Source organism: Hydrocarboniphaga daqingensis (genome assembly GCF_900129825.1).
Taxonomy (GTDB): Bacteria; Pseudomonadota; Gammaproteobacteria; order Nevskiales; family Nevskiaceae; genus Hydrocarboniphaga; species Hydrocarboniphaga daqingensis.
The window spans coordinates 17,405-34,355 of sequence record NZ_FQWZ01000009.1; the positions used below are offsets into that span (position 1 = coordinate 17,405).

Sequence of the window (16,951 nt, forward strand, 5' to 3'; positions counted from 1 at the left end):
CACGCCGGCGCGTGCGGCAAAGCGCCGCGCCTAGGCGAGGTGCTGCGGACGTTCTCGCGATTAGCTCGAGGCCTGTGCCCAGATCACCGGGCGTTTTTCGGCACACCAGTTCGCTATATGTCGCTTGTAGCGCGCGTCGATTTCATTGCGCTTGACCTTCATCGTCGGCGTCACCATGCCGTTCTCGACGGTCCAGGCTTCTGCCGTCACCACCAGGCAGACGAGTCGTTCGTGGCGATCCAGTTCGGCATTGGTGTCGGCCAGCCGCTGCTCGAGCCAGGCTTGCGTTTCGAGTCGTGCATCGGCGTCGCGCAGACAGCGCGCGTGCTCGTCCGCCGACAGCATCACCAGCGCCAGCGGCGAGGGGAGTTCGTCGCCGCCGGTCACGCAGCAGGCTTCGATTCGCCCACCGGAGCTGAGTCGGTTCTCGATCGGTGCGGGCACCACGAATTTGCCTTTGCTGGTCTTGAACTGCTCTTTGATGCGACCGGTGATCTTCAGTTGGCCGTCGCGACTGATCTCGCCGCGATCGCCGGTCTTCAGATAGCCGTCGTCGGTGAACGCGTCGCGGGTCAGCGCTTCAGCCTTGTAGTAACCCAGCATCGAGCCCGGCGAGCGCACCTGCACCTCGCCATCGCCAGCGTTGATCCTCGCGTGAACGCCGTCCCAAGGCGGGCCGATCAAGCCGGCTTGGAACTGCCCGACGCGTCCGCAATGCGAGATGCCGAAGTTCTCGCTCATGCCGTAGACCTCAAGCAGTTCGATGCCGAGCGCGCGATACCAACGGAACAGGTCCGGCGGTGTTGGTGCGGCACCGGAAAACGCGACGCGTACCGCATCGAGCCCCAAGCCGCGCAGAATCTTGCGCCGGATCAGTCCGCGCAGCAGCGGCAGTTTGAGTAGCAGCGCCAGCCGTGCCGGTGGCATCCGCGCGCTGACACCTTGTTGAAACTTGGTCCAAAGGCGCGGCACCGACAAGAACAACGTCGGCCGGGCGCGGTGCATATCGGCGACGAAGGTCTCGACACCCCACGCGAAGTACACGCAGCAGCCGAGTTGCACCGATGCCAGCTGGCAAAAGCCGCGGTCGGCGATGTGCGCCAGCGGCAGGTAGGAGATCAGGCGCTCGTCAGCCGTGGCGCCAAACATCCGCGTCGTCATTGAGCTGACCAAGCCGAGCGTGCCGAAGCAGTGCATCACGCCCTTGGGCATGCCGGTCGTGCCCGAGGTGTAGACGATCGTCGCGACATCTCCCGCATCGCGCAGCGGGCTGTCGGTGATCGGCGGCGTATCGCGCTGGATTGCGTCCCAGTCGGCGCCGGACACCGACGCGGCGGCATCGCGGAGCCGGATGCGAGGCAATCCGTCGGGCAGGCCGTCATCAACGACACCGGGCTGGTCGAGCCGGCCAACGAAGCAGGCCCGGCAGCCGGAGTGATCGATGATCTGCCGGATCGAGGCTGCGTTGAGCGTGTGATACAGCGGCACGCTGACGTGGCCCGCCATCCAGATCGCGAAATCGGCGATGAACCACCAGGCGCTGTTCTTGCCCAACAGCGCGATGTGCGTGCCGGGCGGCCAGTCCTGTCTTCGCAGGTAGGCTGCCAGACGCCGTGCCTGGTCCATGGTCTGCGCCCAGCTGAACTCAACCACGCTGCCGTCGGCCAGCGGCTGGCTCAGGTACATCGCGCTGGGACGCTCTCGTTCGTGCGCATACAGACGCTGGAGCGGCAACATTGCTGCCGCCACTGCGGGCGCAGACGATCCTTGATCCTGCATACCTCTCTCCTCCAGCTGCCCGGCCGCTCATGACGGCGAGTCGTGTTCATATCCCGCCGGTCAATACGCCAGCTGGGTTTTGCCGACGTTAGCAAGGGCGTTTTGAATAATCAAACACCCAGATTGGACAGAGTGTCCGACAGATGGGGTCAGGCGATGACGCTGGCGCAGATCGTGTCCGATGCGGCAAGCTGCAATCTGACAGCAACGACCAGTGAGTACCGGTGGCCTCCATTACCCGCGCATCGCGAGCGCAGCGAGTCGACAAGCAACTTCAGGTCGAACGTGCATTGCTGCGTGCTACCGAGCAACTGCTGGATTCCGGTCTGAGCTTCACCGAGTTGAGCGTCGAGCAGTTGGCGCGTCAGGCCGGCATCGCGCGCTCGACGTTCTACATCTACTTCGCGGACAAGGGTGCGCTGGTGCAGCGGCTCGCGGCGCGTGTCGCCGAAGAGCTGATGCAGGCCTGCGACGGTTGGTGGCGAATCGCCGACACGGCGCGGCTCGACGATCTCGCGGACGCGATGCTGGATGTACTGGAAGTCTACGATCGTCACCGAAGCGTGATGCGTGCGCTGGTCGAAACCTCGTCCTATGACGCCAGTTCCGAAAAGGCGTTCAAAGAGTTGCTCGGCGGCGTGCTCAAGGGCAGCCGCGTTGCGCATGATCGCATCCAGGAAGCCGGCCGCTTGCGGCCCGGTGTCGCGCGTGAAGTCGCCGAGGCGCTGACGCTGATGGTCGACGCGACCTGCTACCAACTCGGCCGCGGCGCCGCCCCGCAGCGGCGGCGCTCGCTGGCCCAAGCGCTGGCGCATGTGGTCTGGCACGCGATGTACGAACCGGACAAAGCGCGCCGCTGAGGGTTGCGCCCCTGCTTTGGCGGATCGGTCGATACGTCGATTTGCGCGAAAATCGGACACACTGTCTTGACATTGTGTTGAGCCCTGCGGAATGATCCGGACAGACCAATAACGCTCGGCCCGCGAAGACGCTGCCGGGTCGTCCAGCACCACGGAGGAGACCGGGTATGCGGGAGCAGGCGGGCAAGGCAGCCCTGCGCATCGGCTGCGCGTCGGCGTTCTGGGGTGACACGCATACCGCTGCGGCGCAATTGGTCGAGCGCGGTGATATCGACGTGCTGGTGTTCGACTACCTGTCGGAAATCACGATGTCGATCATGGCGGCCAAGCGCATGAAGTCGCCTGACGATGGATATGCCACCGATTTCGTTGAGCATGTGATCGGGCCTCTGCTGCCGCAGCTCAAGGCACGCGGGATCAAAGTCGTTGCCAACGCCGGTGGTGTCAATCCGCTGGCCTGCAAGGCCGCGCTGGAAGCGCTGATCGCCAAGTCGGGCGGCGGACTGACGGTCGGCGCTGTTGTCGGGGATGATCTGTTGCCGCGCCGCCGCGACTATGTCGACTGCAGCGAACTCGATACCGGCAAGCCGCTGCCGAACAATCTGGTGTCGATGAATGCGTACCTGGGTGCGTTTCCGATCGCAGCTGCGCTTGATGCCGGTGCCGATATCGTCGTAACCGGTCGCTGCGTCGACTCCGCCGTCGTACTCGGCCCACTGATCCAGCGCTTCGGCTGGCATACCGATGATTATGATCGGCTCGCCGCTGGCTCGCTGGCCGGCCACCTGCTTGAGTGCGGTGCGCAAATGACCGGCGGCAACTTCACCGACTGGCAGCAGATCGCCGATGGTTATGTCGACATGGGCTTTCCGATCGCGGAGGTTGATGCTGCTGGAGCGATGATCGTCACCAAGCCAGCAGGAACCGGTGGTGCGGTGACGCCACACACGGTGCTCGAACAGATGCTCTACGAGATCGGCGATCCGCAGGCCTATCGCTTGCCGGACGTGATCTGCGATTTCACTCAGGTGCAACTGCGATCCGTCGGCAGGGACCGCGTCGCCGTCAGCGGTGCGCGCGGACGTGCACCGAGTGCGTTTTACAAAGTGTCGGCGACCTATCCGGATGGCATGCGCTGCGCCGCTCTGTTCATGATCGGTGGCGACAATGCAGCCGCCAAGGGGCGTGCGTCCGCCAATGCCATCGTCGAAAAAGTACGTCGCCAGCTACTGGCGGCGGGTCTTGGCGACTTCAGCGGCGTCGACATTCACTGCATCGGTGCAGAAGAAAGCTACGGTCCGCATGCGCGCCCTGGAGCGGCGGCAACCCGTGAGGTCGTCGTCAAGATCGTGACGCAGCATCGCAATCCCAAAGCGCTGAAGCTGTTCGCACGCGAGATTGCACAGGCTGCCACCGGCATGGCGCCAGGCTTTACTGGCTATTTCAACGCCGGCAGGCCCGAGCCGAGCATGATTCCGAGGCTGTTTTCGACGTTGGTTCCGAAGCGGGGCATCGAGATTGCCATCGTCGTCGGCGAACGGCGCCAGTTGGTGCCGATTGCCGACGCGGTATCGAGTAATGGTTCGGAGGAATCAACGGCGCCGACAGCGACGTCCGACGTTGCGCATGAGCCAGCCACTGCCGACACGCAGCGGGTGCCACTGCGTCGTCTCGCGCTCGCCCGCTCGGGTGACAAGGGTGATCACGCCAATATCGGCGTGATCGCGCGCCGTGCCGATTTCATGCCGTTGCTGCGGCGTGAGCTGACCGCGGCGGTGGTGCGCGATTACTTCGCGCATGTTCTAGCCGGTGGTCGTCAGGGCCGCGTCGATCGCTGGGAACTGCCCGGTAGTCATAGCTTCAACTTCCTGCTGCATCACGCGCTTGGCGGCGGTGGTGCGTGCAGCTTGCGTACCGATCCGCAAGGCAAGGCCTTCGCGCAAATGCTGCTCGATCTTCCGGTGCCGGTGGATGCCGCACTGGCGGCTCAGCTTCCCGACTGCTGAAAAAGCCACGATATGCCCATTCTCGAAACCCAAATCGATACCAGCAGTGAAAGCTATCGGCAGCATCGCGACGGCATGCTCAAGGCCATCGCCGACTGGCGCGCCGTCGAAGCCAAGGGCCGCACCGAAGAGGAAAGCAAGCGCGAGCGCTTCCACCAGCGGCAGCAATTGCTGCCGCGCGAGAGGGTGCATCTGATGCTGGATCGCGGGTCGCCATGGCTGGAGTTGTCAACCTTGGCCGGCTACCGGATGCATGACGACAAGGACGGCTCGCTGGCCGGCGGTAACACGATTGCCGGCATTGGGTATGTATCGGGCGTGCGCTGCATCGTCACCGCCAGCAACTCGGCGATCAAAGGCGGCACGATGACGCCCTGGGGTGTACAGAAAGGCCTGCGCATCCAGGAGGTCGCGCTCCAGCAGAAACTCCCTGTCGTCTCGATGGTCGAGTCCGGCGGCGCAAATCTGCTGTATCAGGCCGAGGTGTTCATTCCAGGCGGCCGCACGTTTGCCAATCAAGCGAGGCTTTCCGCTGCCGGAATTCCGCAAGTCACCATCGTCCATGGCTCTTCCACGGCAGGCGGTGCCTACATGCCGGGCTTGTCCGACTACGTGGTCATGGTGCGCAAGCGCGCCAAGGTGTTTCTGGCCGGGCCGCCATTGCTCAAGGCGGCAACCGGCGAGATCGCCAATGAAGAGGAGCTCGGCGGCGCCGAGATGCACGCACAGACGGCGGGTACCACCGAATTCGTTGCCGAAAACGATGCCGACGGCATCCGCATCGCGCGCGAAATCGTCGCCAATCTCAACTGGAATGCACGCCGACCCGTATTGGAACAGCTGCCGCTACGGGCCCCGCTGTACGACGTCGAGGAACTGTGTGGCGTCGTTCCGCCCGACTACCGCAAGCCCTTCGACTGCCGCGAGGTGATCGCTCGACTCGTCGATGGCTCAGAGTTCCTGGAGTTCAAGGCCGATTACGACCATCAGACGATCTGCGGCCGCGCCGTGCTGCACGGTCACCGCATCGGCATCGTCTCCAACAACGGGCCGATCACGACGCGCGGTGCAACCAAGGCCGGACAGTTCATCCAGCTTTGCTGCCAGGCCGGTGTGCCCATCGTGTATCTGATGAACACCACCGGCTATATGGTCGGCACCGAAAGCGAGCAAGGCGGCATCGTCAAACACGGCAGCAAGATGATCCAGGCCGTTGCCAATGCCTCGGTTCCTCAAATCACGATCGTGATCGGCGCCAGCTTCGGCGCCGGCAACTACGGCATGTGTGGTCGTGGCTTTGGCCCGCATTTCATTTTTGCGTGGCCGAGCTCACGCACGGCGGTAATGGGCGGAGAGCAGGCCGCCAGCGTGATGGAGATCATCACCCGCGACAAATGGATCAAGCAGGGCAAACAGATGAGCGAAACCGACGAGAAAATGCTGGCGGCGATCCGTCAGAACATCGTCGGCCAGTTCGACAAGGAATCGCATGCGTTTGCCGCGACCGCCCGGTTGTTCGACGACGGTCTGATCGATCCCCGCGACACGCGAAAAGTACTGGGCCTGTGCTTGTCGGTATGCCGCGAAGGCGCCGCCCGCGAAACCCTGCGCAGCAGCTACGGCGTGGCGCGTTTGTAGCCGCGGCACCCGCCATTCCCGCTTCAAGAATCAATACGAGAAGAATCAGGAGAACGCACTATGTTGCTGACCGCCGAACACCGCTCGCTGTACGACACCACCAAGAAGTTCGTCCAGCAGGAGCTCAATCCACATATCGCTCAATGGGAAAAAGACGGTGTTTTTCCGGCGCGCGAAGTCTTCGGCAAGATGGGAAAGCTGGGTCTACTCGGCATCACGCGGCCAGAGAAGTTCGGTGGGCTAGGCCTCGACTATTCCTATGAAGTGATCTTCGGCCAGGCGCTGGGGAATTGCATCGGCGGCAGCCTGCCGATGGCGATCGGTGTGCAGACCAGCATGGCAACGCCAGCACTGGCGCGCTTTGGTTCGGACGAGCTGCGCAGCGAATTCCTGGCGCCGACGATTGCCGGCGAGCGGGTCTGCTCGCTGGCCGTCAGCGAAGTGGGGTCCGGTTCCGATGTGGCCAGCATCAAGACCACGGCACGCAAGGACGGCGGCGATTACGTGATCAATGGCTCCAAGATGTGGATCACCAATGGCACGCAGTCCGACTGGGCGTGCATGCTGGTCAATACTGGCGAGGGCAAGGTCCATCAGAACAAGTCGTTGATCGTCGTGCCGATGGACGCCAAAGGTGTCGACCGCAAAACGCGGCTGGACAAGCTCGGTATGCGCGCTTCGGATACGGCGATGATCTTTCTCGATGAAGTTCGGGTGCCGCAGCGCTACTTGATCGGCAAAGAGGGTATGGGCTTCACGTACCAGATGCTGCAGTTCCAGGAAGAGCGCTTGTTTGGTGCCGCCAGCGGCATCGATTCGCTGTTCAACTGCATCAACGAGACGATCGAGTACACCCGTCAGCGCCAGGCTTTCGGCGGCCCGCTGATCGACAACCAGTACATCCACTTTCGTCTCGCCGAGCTGCGCACCGAAGTCGAATCATTGAAGGCGCTGGTCTATCAGGCCACCGAGGAATACGTCGCCGGACGTGACGCTTCGATGCTGGCCAGCATGTGCAAGCTCAAGGTGGGCCGCGTCAGCCGTGAGGTTAGCGATGCCTGCCTGCAGTTCTGGGGCGGTCAGGGCTACATGACCGAGAGCAATGTGGCGCGATGCTTCCGTGACTCGCGCCTGATCTCGATCGGCGGTGGTGCGGATGAAATCATGCTCGGCATTATCTGCAAGATGATGAACATCCTGCCGGGCAAGAAGAAGAAGCCGGCGGACGAGGCGGCGACGAAGGCAGCGGCCTGATGCAGCCGGCTGAATTGATACTGCCGGCGACCGACAGTATTACGTTGGTCTTACAGCAGGGCGTTTTGTATCTGACGCTGAATCGTCCGGTATCGCGTAATGCGATGACTGCGGCGATGCTCGACGAGATCATCGACGCGTTTGATGCGATCCGAGGACGACTCGATGTACGCGCCGTGGTGATCCGAGGCGCCGGTGGACACTTCTGCGCGGGAGCCGATCTGAAAAGCCTGGCGACAGCGCCAAAGAGTGCTGGTGATGACCCGATTGCGGCACTGAACCGCCGCTTCGGCACGATGCTGCAGCAGGTCGAAGCCGCGTCCCAGGTCGTCGTCGTGGTATGTGAAGGCAGCGTACTGGGCGGCGGTTTCGGCCTGGTCTGCGTGTCCGATATCGCGATCGCGCACTCGGCGGCTCGCTTCGGCCTGCCTGAGACCACGCGTGGCCTGCCGCCTGCGCAGATCGCGCCGTTCGTTGCGTCACGAGTCGGCTTGTCGCAAGCGCGGCGCCTGTGTCTGACCGGCGCTCAATTCGATGGCGCGGAGGCATTGCGGCTTGGATTGGTCCACCTCGTGGCCGATGATGCCGCTGCACTCGACGCGATGCTCGACGAGACGCTCGATGCGGTGCTGCGCTGCGCCCCGCAAGCCAACGCCATTACCAAGTCGATCCTGATGAACGTTGAAGCGGCGGAGTTGGCGACGCGACTTGATGCCGCGGCGCTGCAGTTTTCGCAATGCGCACGTGGCAGTGAGGCAGCTGAGGGCATTACGGCGTTTATGCAGAAGCGTCGCGCGAGCTGGGTGGTATCGGCGCAGGGGAGCGCCTCGTCATGAGTCATACCATGGGCTTCACCAAGGTGCTGGTCGCCAATCGTGGCGAGATCGCAGTACGCATCATGCGCGGCTTGCGCCGTATGGGGTACCGCAGCGTGGCGGTGTACTCCGATGCGGATCGAGAGGCTCTGCATGTCCGCCACGCCGACGAAGCGGTGCACATCGGCGCGGCTCCCGCTGCAGAGTCCTACCTGTCGATCGACAAACTGATCGCCGCCGCGCGTGCGTCCGGCGCCGATGCGATTCACCCGGGTTATGGCTTCCTTTCCGAGCGCGCCGAGTTTGCTCGTGCGGTGCAGAGTGCGGGCCTGATCTTCATTGGACCCGATCCCCATTCGATCGACGCGATGGGCAACAAGTCGGCTTCCAAACGCCTGATGCTGCAAGCCGGCGTGCCATGCGTGCCAGGCTATCAAGGGCGCGGCGCCGACGATTCGCCGACCGATCAGGATCTGCAGCGCGAGGCGCTGCGAATCGGGCTGCCCGTGATGATCAAGGCGGCCGCAGGCGGTGGCGGCCGTGGCATGCGGCTGGTCCACGATGCTGATGCACTACCCGCGAGCATTGCATCGGCGCGCAGTGAAGCCGCCAGTGCCTTTGGCAGTGGCGAGCTGCTGGTCGAGAAGGCGGTCGTCGACGCTCGACATGTCGAGATCCAGATATTCGGTGACCGTCACGGCCAGATCGTGCACTTGGGCGAGCGCGATTGCTCAGTTCAGCGTCGCAACCAGAAAGTCGTCGAAGAAGCGCCCTCTCCGGCGCTGGACGAAGCACTGCGTCAGCAGATGGGTGAAGCGGCGGTCGCCGCAGCGCGTGCGGTGCAGTACGTCGGCGCCGGCACCGTCGAGTTCATGCTCGGTCAGGACCGGCAGTTCTATTTTCTGGAGATGAACACGCGGCTGCAGGTTGAGCACCCGGTGACCGAGGCGGTTTACGGCGTCGACTTGGTGGAGTGGCAGCTGCGGGTTGCGCGCGGCGAGTCGTTGCCGATGACGCAGGCCGAGCTGAATGCGCGGCGCCGCGGCGCGGCGATCGAAGTGCGGCTTTGTGCCGAAGATCCGTCGCAGGACTATCGGCCGCAGACGGGTCGCGTGCTGCGCTGGCGCGCGCCAGCGGGCGAGGGTGTGCGCGTCGACACGGGTTTGTATGACGGCCTTGCTATCAGCCCGTTCTACGACTCGATGCAAGCCAAGATCATCGCGTATGGCGACGACCGAAAGTCAGCACGAAACCGGCTGTTGCGCGCACTTGACGAGACCGTACTGCTCGGCGTGACCAGTAATCTCGACTTTCTGCGGGCGATCGTGGCGCACCCGGCATTCGCGTCCGGGCAGTTTTCGACGGCGTTCTTGAATCAGCACCTTCAGCAGCGACAGTTCGACGCGGCGACGCCGTTGCGGGTCGCATTGGCCGTGGTCGCGCTTTATCTGGACGACGCGCGTGTGTTGCGTGAGCAGCATGGTCTGGCGGATGAATGGATCGGCTGGCAAAGCTCGCATCCGACGGCGGCGCCCTGCGTGTTGCGACATGGCGATGACCTGATTCGTCCGCGGCTGACCGTTGTGGACGGCCGCCGTTTCAACGTGACCGTTGATGATCAGCGCATCGATCTGCAGGTGATCGAGTCGACGCCGACCGGTTACGTGGCGATCTACGAGGGTCAGCACCGGCGCATCGAGTTCGTCAGGGATGGTGATGCACTCTGGATCGCCGACGGCCAGGCGACGTCGTGCTTTCGCGACCGTACGCTGGCGCCGGTGGCGTCAGCTGCCGCCGGGTCTGATGGGCGACTGCTGGCGCACTCGGACGGCCGTATCGTCGCCGTGCATGTGGAAGTCGGTCAGCGCGTCGATCGCAGCACGCCACTGGCGGTACTCGAAGCGATGAAGATGGAGTTTCAGCTCAGTGTGCCGGTTGCCGGCATCGTCGAGAGCATCGCGGTGCAGCCTGGACAGCAAGTCAAGTCGCGTCAGTTGCTGGTGCAGATCAAACCTGACGCAGCATAAGCCGTACCGATAACGTTCAACCTCAACAACAATAGGAGCTTCAACGATGAGCGCAAATGAATTTCTCGCCAAGCTGCCGCAGGCCCTCAATGCCGATGCTGCGTCCGGAACCGATTGCACGATCCAGTTCAATATCGCCAAGCCGGTCTACGTGACGATCAAGAATGGCGTCTGCGTCGTGAATGACGGTACGGCCGCTTCGTCCGATGTCGCGCTGACGATGGACGACGATGATCTGGTGCAGTTGCTCAAGGGCGAACTTAGCGGCATGAGCGCGTTCATGAGCGGCAAGCTGCAGCTCGACGGCGACATGATGCTGGCCCAGCGCATCTCGGGTCTTTTCGACGCCAGCAAGCTCTGAGATGTCGGGCTACCGCAGCGTGTTCGCGCCCGGGCTGTTCGCCGGGCGCACATATATCGTCACCGGCGGTGGCTCGGGCATCGGCCGCTGTACCGCGCACGAGTTGGCGGCGCTGGGTGCACACGTCATCGTGACCGGACGCAAGACCGAAAAACTGTCCGCGACCGTTGACGAGATCGTCGCGGACGGTGGCAGCGCGTCGATGGCGGCCTTCGATATTCGCGATGAAGATGCGGTCAAGCTCGCCGTCAAGACCATGCTTGACGAGCGAGATGGTGCGATCCACGGTTTGGTCAACAACGCCGGCGGGCAGTTCCCGTCACCGGCACAAGCGATCAGCAAGAAGGGCTTTGAGGCGGTACTCGGCGCCAATCTGACCGGTGGTTTTCTGATGGCGCGCGAGCTGTACCTGCGTTGCTTCGCCAAGCGCGGCGGTTCGATCGTCAACATGATCGCGGATATGTGGGGCGGCATGCCGGCCATGGCGCATAGCGGTGCAGCGCGTGCCGGCATGATGAATCTGACGCAAACGGTGGCCGTCGAATGGGCGGCCAGCGGTACGCGTGTTAATGCGGTCGCGCCGGGCTTTGTCGCGTCTAGCGGCATGGACGCTTATGACCCGGCGTTTTCCAGCGTGGTGCTGCCTCAGATGGCGGCGGCGATTCCGCTGGGGCGTCTGGCGAACGAAGCCGAAGTCAGCGCCGCGATCGTATTTTTGCTGTCCGACGCTGCATCGTTCGTCAGTGGCGCGACGCTGACGATCGACGGTGCGGCCAGCTGCAACACCAAGTTGTTTCCGCTGGCTGGCAAGCCGTCGACGACGCCGTATGGCGGTTTCCATCGCGAGCGGCCGCCGGCGGCGCTTGAAGCGCTCAAGCCCAAAGCCCGATGAACGCATCAGCAGCCGCGCCACCGCGTTGGGCTCGCGTTTTGCGCGCGGTCAGCGACAGGCTGTTGTACGACCTCGGCGGCGGCCCGCGGCCGTTGAGGTTCTCGTGGATCATCAATGCGCAGAAAGGCGGCAGCTTTCTGTTCTACGGTCTGTTGATGCTGATCTACGCGCCGCTGACACCCGCAGCGACGAGCACGGCGGCGTGGATCTACCTGGCGCTGCACGGCAGCTATGGTCTGTGCTGGTTGCTCAAGGACCTTTGCTTTCCCGACGCCAATTGGCAACGAAGGGTGACGCTGCTCAGTAGCTTGGTCGGCGCTTTCGGTCTGGGTTTGTACTGGAGCTTCGGCTGGCTGCTGATCTCGGGGACGGCGGCGCCTCAGTATCCGCTGCCGGACGCCGCGTGGTTCTGCCTGTGCATCTCGATGAGCATGCTCGGCAGCGTGGTAATGATCGCGGCGGACGCCCACAAGTTCTACACGCTGCGATATCAGCGCGGCTTGATCACCGACGGTGTATTCCGCTATGTCCGCCACCCGAACTATCTCGGCGAGATGATGGTGTATGGCGGATTTGCATTGCTGGTCTGGCACTGGATACCGGCCGTGATCCTGATGGTGTTCTGGCTCGGTTTATTCGCGCCGAACATGGCATTCAAGGAGGCGAGCATGTCGCGCCATCCTCAATGGCGGGCTTACAAGAAGCGCAGCGCATGGTTGCTGCCAGGAGTGTTTTGATGGCGGGTGCAAAGCCGGCGTTGTCGCCGTATCTGAACGAGGATCACGACGCATTCCGGGTGCAAGTGCGCCGCTTTGTCGAACGTGAATGCACACCGCATATCGACGCCTGGGAGGCCGCAGGCGAATTGCCGCGCGAGTTGCACCGCAAGGCGGCCGATGCGGGCCTGCTCGGTATCGGGTTTCCGGAGAAGCTTGGCGGCGTCGATGTGCCCGATCGCTTTTATCAGCAGATCGTCGTCGAAGAACTGGCACGCACCAGTGCGGGTGGACTGATCGCCAGCCTGCTGTCGCACGGCATTGCCAGCCCGCCCTTGATGTATGCGGGCACGCCCGAGCAGCAGCAGCGCTTCTTGCGACCGGTGCTGGCCGGCGAGCGCATCGCCGCGTTGGCGGTGACCGAGCCCGGCGGCGGATCGGACGTTGCCAACCTGCGCACGCGCGCGCGTCGCGATGGCGATCATTACGTCGTAGACGGGCAGAAGACGTTCATCACGTCCGGCATGCGCGCCGACTACATCACGCTCGCGGTGCGAACCGGCGAGCCCGGCTTGGGCGGCGTGTCGCTATTAGTGGTTGAAGCCGGCACACCGGGATTCACGCGCAGCCCGCTGCAGAAAATGGGCTGGCATTGCTCGGATACCGCGACGTTGTACTTCGACGGCTGCCGCGTCCCGGTCAGTCATCGCATCGGCGCCGAGAACGCCGGCTTCATGGCGATCATGATGAATTTCAACAACGAGCGTCTGATGCTCGCCGCCCAGGCTTGGGCCAGCGCGCAGCTGTGCTACGAGGAGTCGCTGGCTTATGCCCGCGAGCGCCAAACCTTCGGCAAGCCGCTGCTGTCGCGGCAGGCGATACGGCACAAGCTGGTGGACATGAAGTCGCGCATCGACGCGGTCAAAGCGCAGCTCGATCTGCTGACCTGGCGCGTCTCGCGCGGGCAGACGCCGATTGCGGACCTATGTCTGCTGAAGAATCTGGCGACCAGCACGCTGGAAAGTGTGGCCGGAGAGGCCGTGCAGATCTTTGGCGGCGCCGGCTATTTGCGCGGTGCCAAGGTCGAGCGTGTATTCCGTGAAACCAAGGTGCTGTCGATCGGCGGCGGTGCGTCCGAGGTGATGAAGGACCTCGCCGCCAAACAACTCGGCTATTGATGCAGGCGACGGCGGGGGCGCCGTCGCCTGCATCAGCGGTGTGGTTTAGCTAAAGCGCGAAAAGTCCGGCTTGCGCTTCTGCATGAACGCGCCCAGTGCCTCGATCGCCTCCGGCATCTTCAGCATCGGCATGAAGAAGCTGGCTTCGTAGGGGATGGCCTCGTTGATCTGCTCGATCGGCCAGCGCTTCAGCAGCGCCTTGGTCGTGCGCAGCGCGTTGGGCGGCTGCTGTGCGAGCTTTTGCGCTCGCTCCATCGCGAACGCTGCCAGTTCGGCGTCGGGCAGTACGGCGTTGACGATGCCGACTTCACGCGCGGTCTGCGCGTCGAACGGCTCGCCGAACATCGTCAGCTCGGCGGCGCGCTGATGGCCCATCATCGCCGGCAGCAGCAGGCTCGACGCGAACTCTGGGCAGATGCCGATGTTCGTGAACGGCATCTGCAGTTTGGCGCTCTGCGCGGCGTAGACCAGGTCGCTGTGCAGCAGCATCGTCACGCCGACGCCGATCGCCAGACCGTTGACGGCCGTCACGATCGGCTTGGGGAAGTTGGCCATCGCCCGCATGAAGCGCATCACCGGCGCGTCGTCGGCCGTGGTCGGCGTGTTCTGCAAGAAGTCGACGATGTCGTTGCCGGCGCAGAAGCTGTCGGCGGTGCCGGTCATCAGTACCACGCGTACCGCCGGGTTGGCGGCCGCTTCGGCAAACGCGGCCGTGATGCCGTTGTAGAGCTCGCTGTTGAGCGCGTTCTTCTTATCGGCGCGGTTCAGCCGCAGTGTCATTACCGCACCGTGCAGTTCGGTGACCGTCAGGGGTTGGCTCATCGTGGGACTCCGGGAGATGGGAACGTGAATACCCGGAGTCTAGCGGCTGACACGGCGTCCGCGCCCACCCCATCGGCGTAGGCGCGGCAGAGAAGGGCTAGAACAGATCGGCCTTGTCGGTCTTGACGGTGGCACTGGCCGCCTTTCGCGACGGAATCCACTCGCCGGTGATCATCTGCTCGTAGCTCATGCCGGGGCCGACCATCGGATAGACGCTGGCCATCTGGTCGATCTCGACTTCGAGGAACGCCGGGCCATCGAACTCGATGAACGCGCGCACCGCTTCGGCCAGTTCCGCCTTGTGCCGGACGCGACGCGCAAACTGATAACCGTCGGCTTCGGCCGCCTTGATGAAGTCCTTGCGGTGCAGGCCCTTGTCGGAGCCGGCATAGCGGCTTTCGAAGAACAAGCGCTGCCACTGCTTGACCATGCCGTCGCCGAAGTTGTTCAGCACGACGACCTTGACCGGCAGGTTGTAGGTGGTCACCGTTTCCAACTCGCCGAAGTTCATCCGGATGCTGGCGTCGCCATCGATGTCGATGATCACGCGGTCACGGCGCGCATAGGCCGCACCGATCGCGGCCGGCAAGCCGAAGCCCATCGTGCCCATCGAGCCCGATGTCAGCCACAGCCTCGGTTCGGCGAAATCGAAGTACTGCGCGGCCCACATCTGGTGCTGGCCCACGCCAGTGGCAACCACGGCCTTGCCCTGGGTGATGCGGTTGATTTCTTCGATGACCGCATGCGGCTGGATTGCGATCGATTCGCGGTCGTAGTTCATCGCGTAGGTCTGCTTGAGCGAGGCGATGTGCTCGCGCCAGCGCACCCATTCGGCGTGGTCACGGCTCAGGCCGCGACGCTGCGCCGTGTCGAGCAACGTGCGCAGCGCGGCATTGAGTTCGCCGACGTGGTGCCAGTGCACGCGCTTGACCTTGCCGATTTCGGATGGGTCGACGTCCAAGTGCGCGATCGCGCGCGCGTTGCCGGCAAACTTGCCCGGCACGCCCGCGACGCGGTCGTCGAAGCGTGCGCCGATCGCGATCAGAAAGTCGCAGTCGTCGGTCGCGTAGTTGGCGAACGCGGTGCCGTGCATGCCGAGCATCTGCAGCGACAGCGGCGCGGCGGTGTCGACGACGCCGATGCCCATCAGCGTGGTCGTCACCGGAATGCCGAAGGCTTCGGCGAAGGCGCGCAGGCTGTCGGACGCTTCGCCGTTGATGACGCCGCCGCCCGCGTAGATCAGCGGCTTTTTGGCCGCCGCGAGCAGATCGGCGAACTGCTCGGCCTTGTCGCCGCCCAGCACGTTGCCGTAGACCTCGCGCAAGCGTGCGCGGAAGCCGGGCAGCGGCAGTGTGCCTTCACCGGCAAACGGGCCGGACCAGTTCTGCACGTCCTTGGGGATGTCGACGACCACCGGACCGGGGCGGCCGCTGCGGGCGATCTCGAACGCGGCGCGCAGCGTCGATTCGAGCTTGGTCGCGTCAGTGACCAGGAACACGTGCTTGGCGCAGGACCCCATGATCGAGGCGATCGGCGCCTCCTGAAAGCCATCCGAGCCGATCGCGGCGGTCGGCACCTGGCCGCAGATGACGACGATCGGCACCGAGTCGGCCATGCAGTCGCGCACCGGCGTGACGGTGTTGGTTGCGCCCGGACCCGAGGTCACCAGCGCGACGCCGACCTTGCCGGATGCGCGGGCGTAGCCGGCGGCCATGAAGCCGGCAGCCTGTTCGTTGGACGGCACGATCAGCGGCATCGGCTCGCTGCCGTCGGCAGCGCGGTGCCGCTGGTTGTAGCGGAACACCGCGTCGTAGGTTGGCAGGATCGCGCCGCCGGAGTAGCCGAAAATCACGTCCACGCCCTCGTCGGCCAGAACCTGTACGACGATCTCGGCACCCGACATCGAGGTTCCTGACAGCGGGTGGCGTGCGTTGGCGGGTGCGGCGTTCATGGATCGGCGGGGCCGGGAGGCGAAAATGGGGCGCGAATTATAGGGGGGATTCCCTCATGCCGACAGGTCTGCGCCTGCGCTAGCGGTTGCGCCGGGGGATACCCCCCATTATTCTTCCGCCCCCCATGCGCCACATCATCTCCATTCTGCTGCAGAACGAGGCCGGAGCCCTTGCCCGGGTTGCCAGCATGTTCTCGTCGCGCGGCTACAACATCGACTCACTGTCGGTGGCCCCCACGCACGACCCGTCCGTGTCCCGCCTGTCGCTGGTGACCACCGGCACTGACCAGGTGATCCACCAGATCATCCAGCAGACCCGCAAGCTGGTCGACGTGGTCGAAATCACCAACCTGTCGAGCCACGACCACCTCGAATGCGAGCTGGTCATGGTCAAGGTCGACGTCAGCAACGGCGCCGCGCGAGAAGTCGTCGAATGCGTGCGCCGCCACCGCGGCCAGATCCTCGACGAAACCGCCAACACCCGCTTGCTTCAGCTGTCGGGCACCGGCGCCGAGATCGACGGTTTCGTTGCCGAGGTCGGCGCGCTGGCCCCGATCCTCGAGCTGGTCCGTAGCGGTGTTGCGGCCATGGCGCGCGGCCACGAGGTGCTGGCGCTGCCGGCGCAATAGCCGGGCAACCCGCCGATCCATCC

At 64.0% G+C, this 16,951-nt stretch carries 14 protein-coding genes; 11 read left to right on the top strand and 3 right to left on the bottom strand.

Going from position 1 to position 16,951, the window contains the following annotated elements:
• Positions 1-60: 60 nt before the first annotated feature.
• Entirely contained in the window at positions 61-1,737 is a 1,677-nt protein-coding gene (locus BUB09_RS16160; protein WP_245793322.1) for an AMP-binding protein, read from the bottom strand.
• A 266-nt stretch (positions 1,738-2,003) separates the two neighbouring features.
• On the opposite strand from BUB09_RS16160, the gene BUB09_RS16165 reads away from it, so the two are divergent.
• The 10 genes from BUB09_RS16165 (at position 2,004) to BUB09_RS16210 (ending at position 13,526) form a co-directional block, all read left to right on the top strand.
• On the top strand, positions 2,004-2,639 hold the full coding sequence (locus BUB09_RS16165) for a TetR/AcrR family transcriptional regulator (protein WP_072899451.1): 636 nt from the start codon (positions 2,004-2,006) through the stop codon (positions 2,637-2,639).
• Between the two features lie 167 nt (positions 2,640-2,806).
• Positions 2,807-4,645, top strand: a complete 1,839-nt coding sequence (locus BUB09_RS16170) for an acyclic terpene utilization AtuA family protein (protein WP_072899453.1) — start codon at positions 2,807-2,809, stop codon at positions 4,643-4,645.
• Positions 4,646-4,657: 12 nt separating this feature from the next.
• Positions 4,658-6,283, top strand: a complete 1,626-nt coding sequence (locus tag BUB09_RS16175; RefSeq protein ID WP_072899455.1) for an acyl-CoA carboxylase subunit beta — start codon at positions 4,658-4,660, stop codon at positions 6,281-6,283.
• 60 nt (positions 6,284-6,343) lie between these two features.
• Complete coding sequence (locus BUB09_RS16180) at positions 6,344-7,537, top strand: acyl-CoA dehydrogenase family protein (RefSeq protein ID WP_072899457.1); 1,194 nt, start codon at positions 6,344-6,346, stop codon at positions 7,535-7,537.
• Complete coding sequence (locus BUB09_RS16185; RefSeq protein WP_072899459.1) at positions 7,537-8,373, top strand: enoyl-CoA hydratase/isomerase family protein; 837 nt, start codon at positions 7,537-7,539, stop codon at positions 8,371-8,373. The genes BUB09_RS16180 and BUB09_RS16185 overlap by 1 nt, the downstream gene beginning before the upstream one ends.
• A complete protein-coding gene (locus BUB09_RS16190; RefSeq protein WP_245793323.1) occupies positions 8,370-10,379 on the top strand; it encodes an acetyl-CoA carboxylase biotin carboxylase subunit in 2,010 nt (669 codons plus the stop codon). Before BUB09_RS16185 ends, BUB09_RS16190 begins: the two co-directional genes overlap by 4 nt.
• A 46-nt stretch (positions 10,380-10,425) precedes the next feature.
• A complete protein-coding gene (locus BUB09_RS16195) occupies positions 10,426-10,740 on the top strand; it encodes an SCP2 sterol-binding domain-containing protein (protein WP_072899463.1) in 315 nt (104 codons plus the stop codon).
• Between the two features lies 1 nt (position 10,741).
• The gene (locus BUB09_RS16200; RefSeq protein ID WP_072899465.1) at positions 10,742-11,632 is read left to right on the top strand and encodes an SDR family oxidoreductase; all 891 of its coding nucleotides are present in this window, start codon (positions 10,742-10,744) and stop codon (positions 11,630-11,632) included.
• Complete coding sequence (locus tag BUB09_RS16205; RefSeq protein WP_084083521.1) at positions 11,629-12,369, top strand: methyltransferase family protein; 741 nt, start codon at positions 11,629-11,631, stop codon at positions 12,367-12,369. The genes BUB09_RS16200 and BUB09_RS16205 overlap by 4 nt, the downstream gene beginning before the upstream one ends.
• Positions 12,369-13,526: an acyl-CoA dehydrogenase family protein gene (locus tag BUB09_RS16210; protein WP_072899479.1), complete on the top strand. Its 1,158-nt coding sequence runs from the start codon at positions 12,369-12,371 to the stop codon at positions 13,524-13,526. The genes BUB09_RS16205 and BUB09_RS16210 overlap by 1 nt, the downstream gene beginning before the upstream one ends.
• 45 nt (positions 13,527-13,571) lie before the next feature.
• Here the strand turns inward: BUB09_RS16210 and BUB09_RS16215 are convergent, their stop codons facing one another.
• Complete coding sequence (locus tag BUB09_RS16215) at positions 13,572-14,348, bottom strand: enoyl-CoA hydratase (protein ID WP_084083522.1); 777 nt, start codon at positions 14,346-14,348, stop codon at positions 13,572-13,574.
• Positions 14,349-14,445: 97 nt separating this feature from the next.
• Positions 14,446-16,299 carry a biosynthetic-type acetolactate synthase large subunit gene (gene ilvB / locus BUB09_RS16220; protein ID WP_072899481.1) on the bottom strand — a complete coding sequence of 618 codons (1,854 nt, stop codon included), beginning with the start codon at positions 16,297-16,299 and terminating at the stop codon, positions 14,446-14,448.
• Positions 16,300-16,424: 125 nt separating this feature from the next.
• Here ilvB and ilvN point away from each other — a divergent pair, with 125 nt between their 5' ends.
• Complete coding sequence (gene ilvN, locus BUB09_RS16225) at positions 16,425-16,928, top strand: acetolactate synthase small subunit (RefSeq protein WP_072899483.1); 504 nt, start codon at positions 16,425-16,427, stop codon at positions 16,926-16,928.
• Positions 16,929-16,951 lie beyond the last annotated feature (23 nt).

Bases quoted from the DNA above. Each gene is read 5' to 3' on its own strand.
- BUB09_RS16160 (WP_245793322.1), bottom strand. From the start codon at position 1,737: ATGTTGCCGCTCCAGCGTCTGTATGCGCACGAACGAGAGCGTCCCAGC.
- BUB09_RS16170 (WP_072899453.1), top strand. From the start codon at position 2,807: ATGCGGGAGCAGGCGGGCAAGGCAGCCCTGCGCATCGGCTGCGCGTCG.
- BUB09_RS16175 (WP_072899455.1), top strand. From the start codon at position 4,658: ATGCCCATTCTCGAAACCCAAATCGATACCAGCAGTGAAAGCTATCGG.
- BUB09_RS16180 (WP_072899457.1), top strand. From the start codon at position 6,344: ATGTTGCTGACCGCCGAACACCGCTCGCTGTACGACACCACCAAGAAG.
- BUB09_RS16185 (WP_072899459.1), top strand. From the start codon at position 7,537: ATGCAGCCGGCTGAATTGATACTGCCGGCGACCGACAGTATTACGTTG.
- BUB09_RS16190 (WP_245793323.1), top strand. From the start codon at position 8,370: ATGAGTCATACCATGGGCTTCACCAAGGTGCTGGTCGCCAATCGTGGC.
- BUB09_RS16195 (WP_072899463.1), top strand. From the start codon at position 10,426: ATGAGCGCAAATGAATTTCTCGCCAAGCTGCCGCAGGCCCTCAATGCC.
- BUB09_RS16200 (WP_072899465.1), top strand. From the start codon at position 10,742: ATGTCGGGCTACCGCAGCGTGTTCGCGCCCGGGCTGTTCGCCGGGCGC.
- BUB09_RS16205 (WP_084083521.1), top strand. From the start codon at position 11,629: ATGAACGCATCAGCAGCCGCGCCACCGCGTTGGGCTCGCGTTTTGCGC.
- BUB09_RS16210 (WP_072899479.1), top strand. From the start codon at position 12,369: ATGGCGGGTGCAAAGCCGGCGTTGTCGCCGTATCTGAACGAGGATCAC.
- BUB09_RS16215 (WP_084083522.1), bottom strand. From the start codon at position 14,348: ATGAGCCAACCCCTGACGGTCACCGAACTGCACGGTGCGGTAATGACA.
- ilvB (WP_072899481.1), bottom strand. From the start codon at position 16,299: ATGAACGCCGCACCCGCCAACGCACGCCACCCGCTGTCAGGAACCTCG.
- ilvN (WP_072899483.1), top strand. From the start codon at position 16,425: ATGCGCCACATCATCTCCATTCTGCTGCAGAACGAGGCCGGAGCCCTT.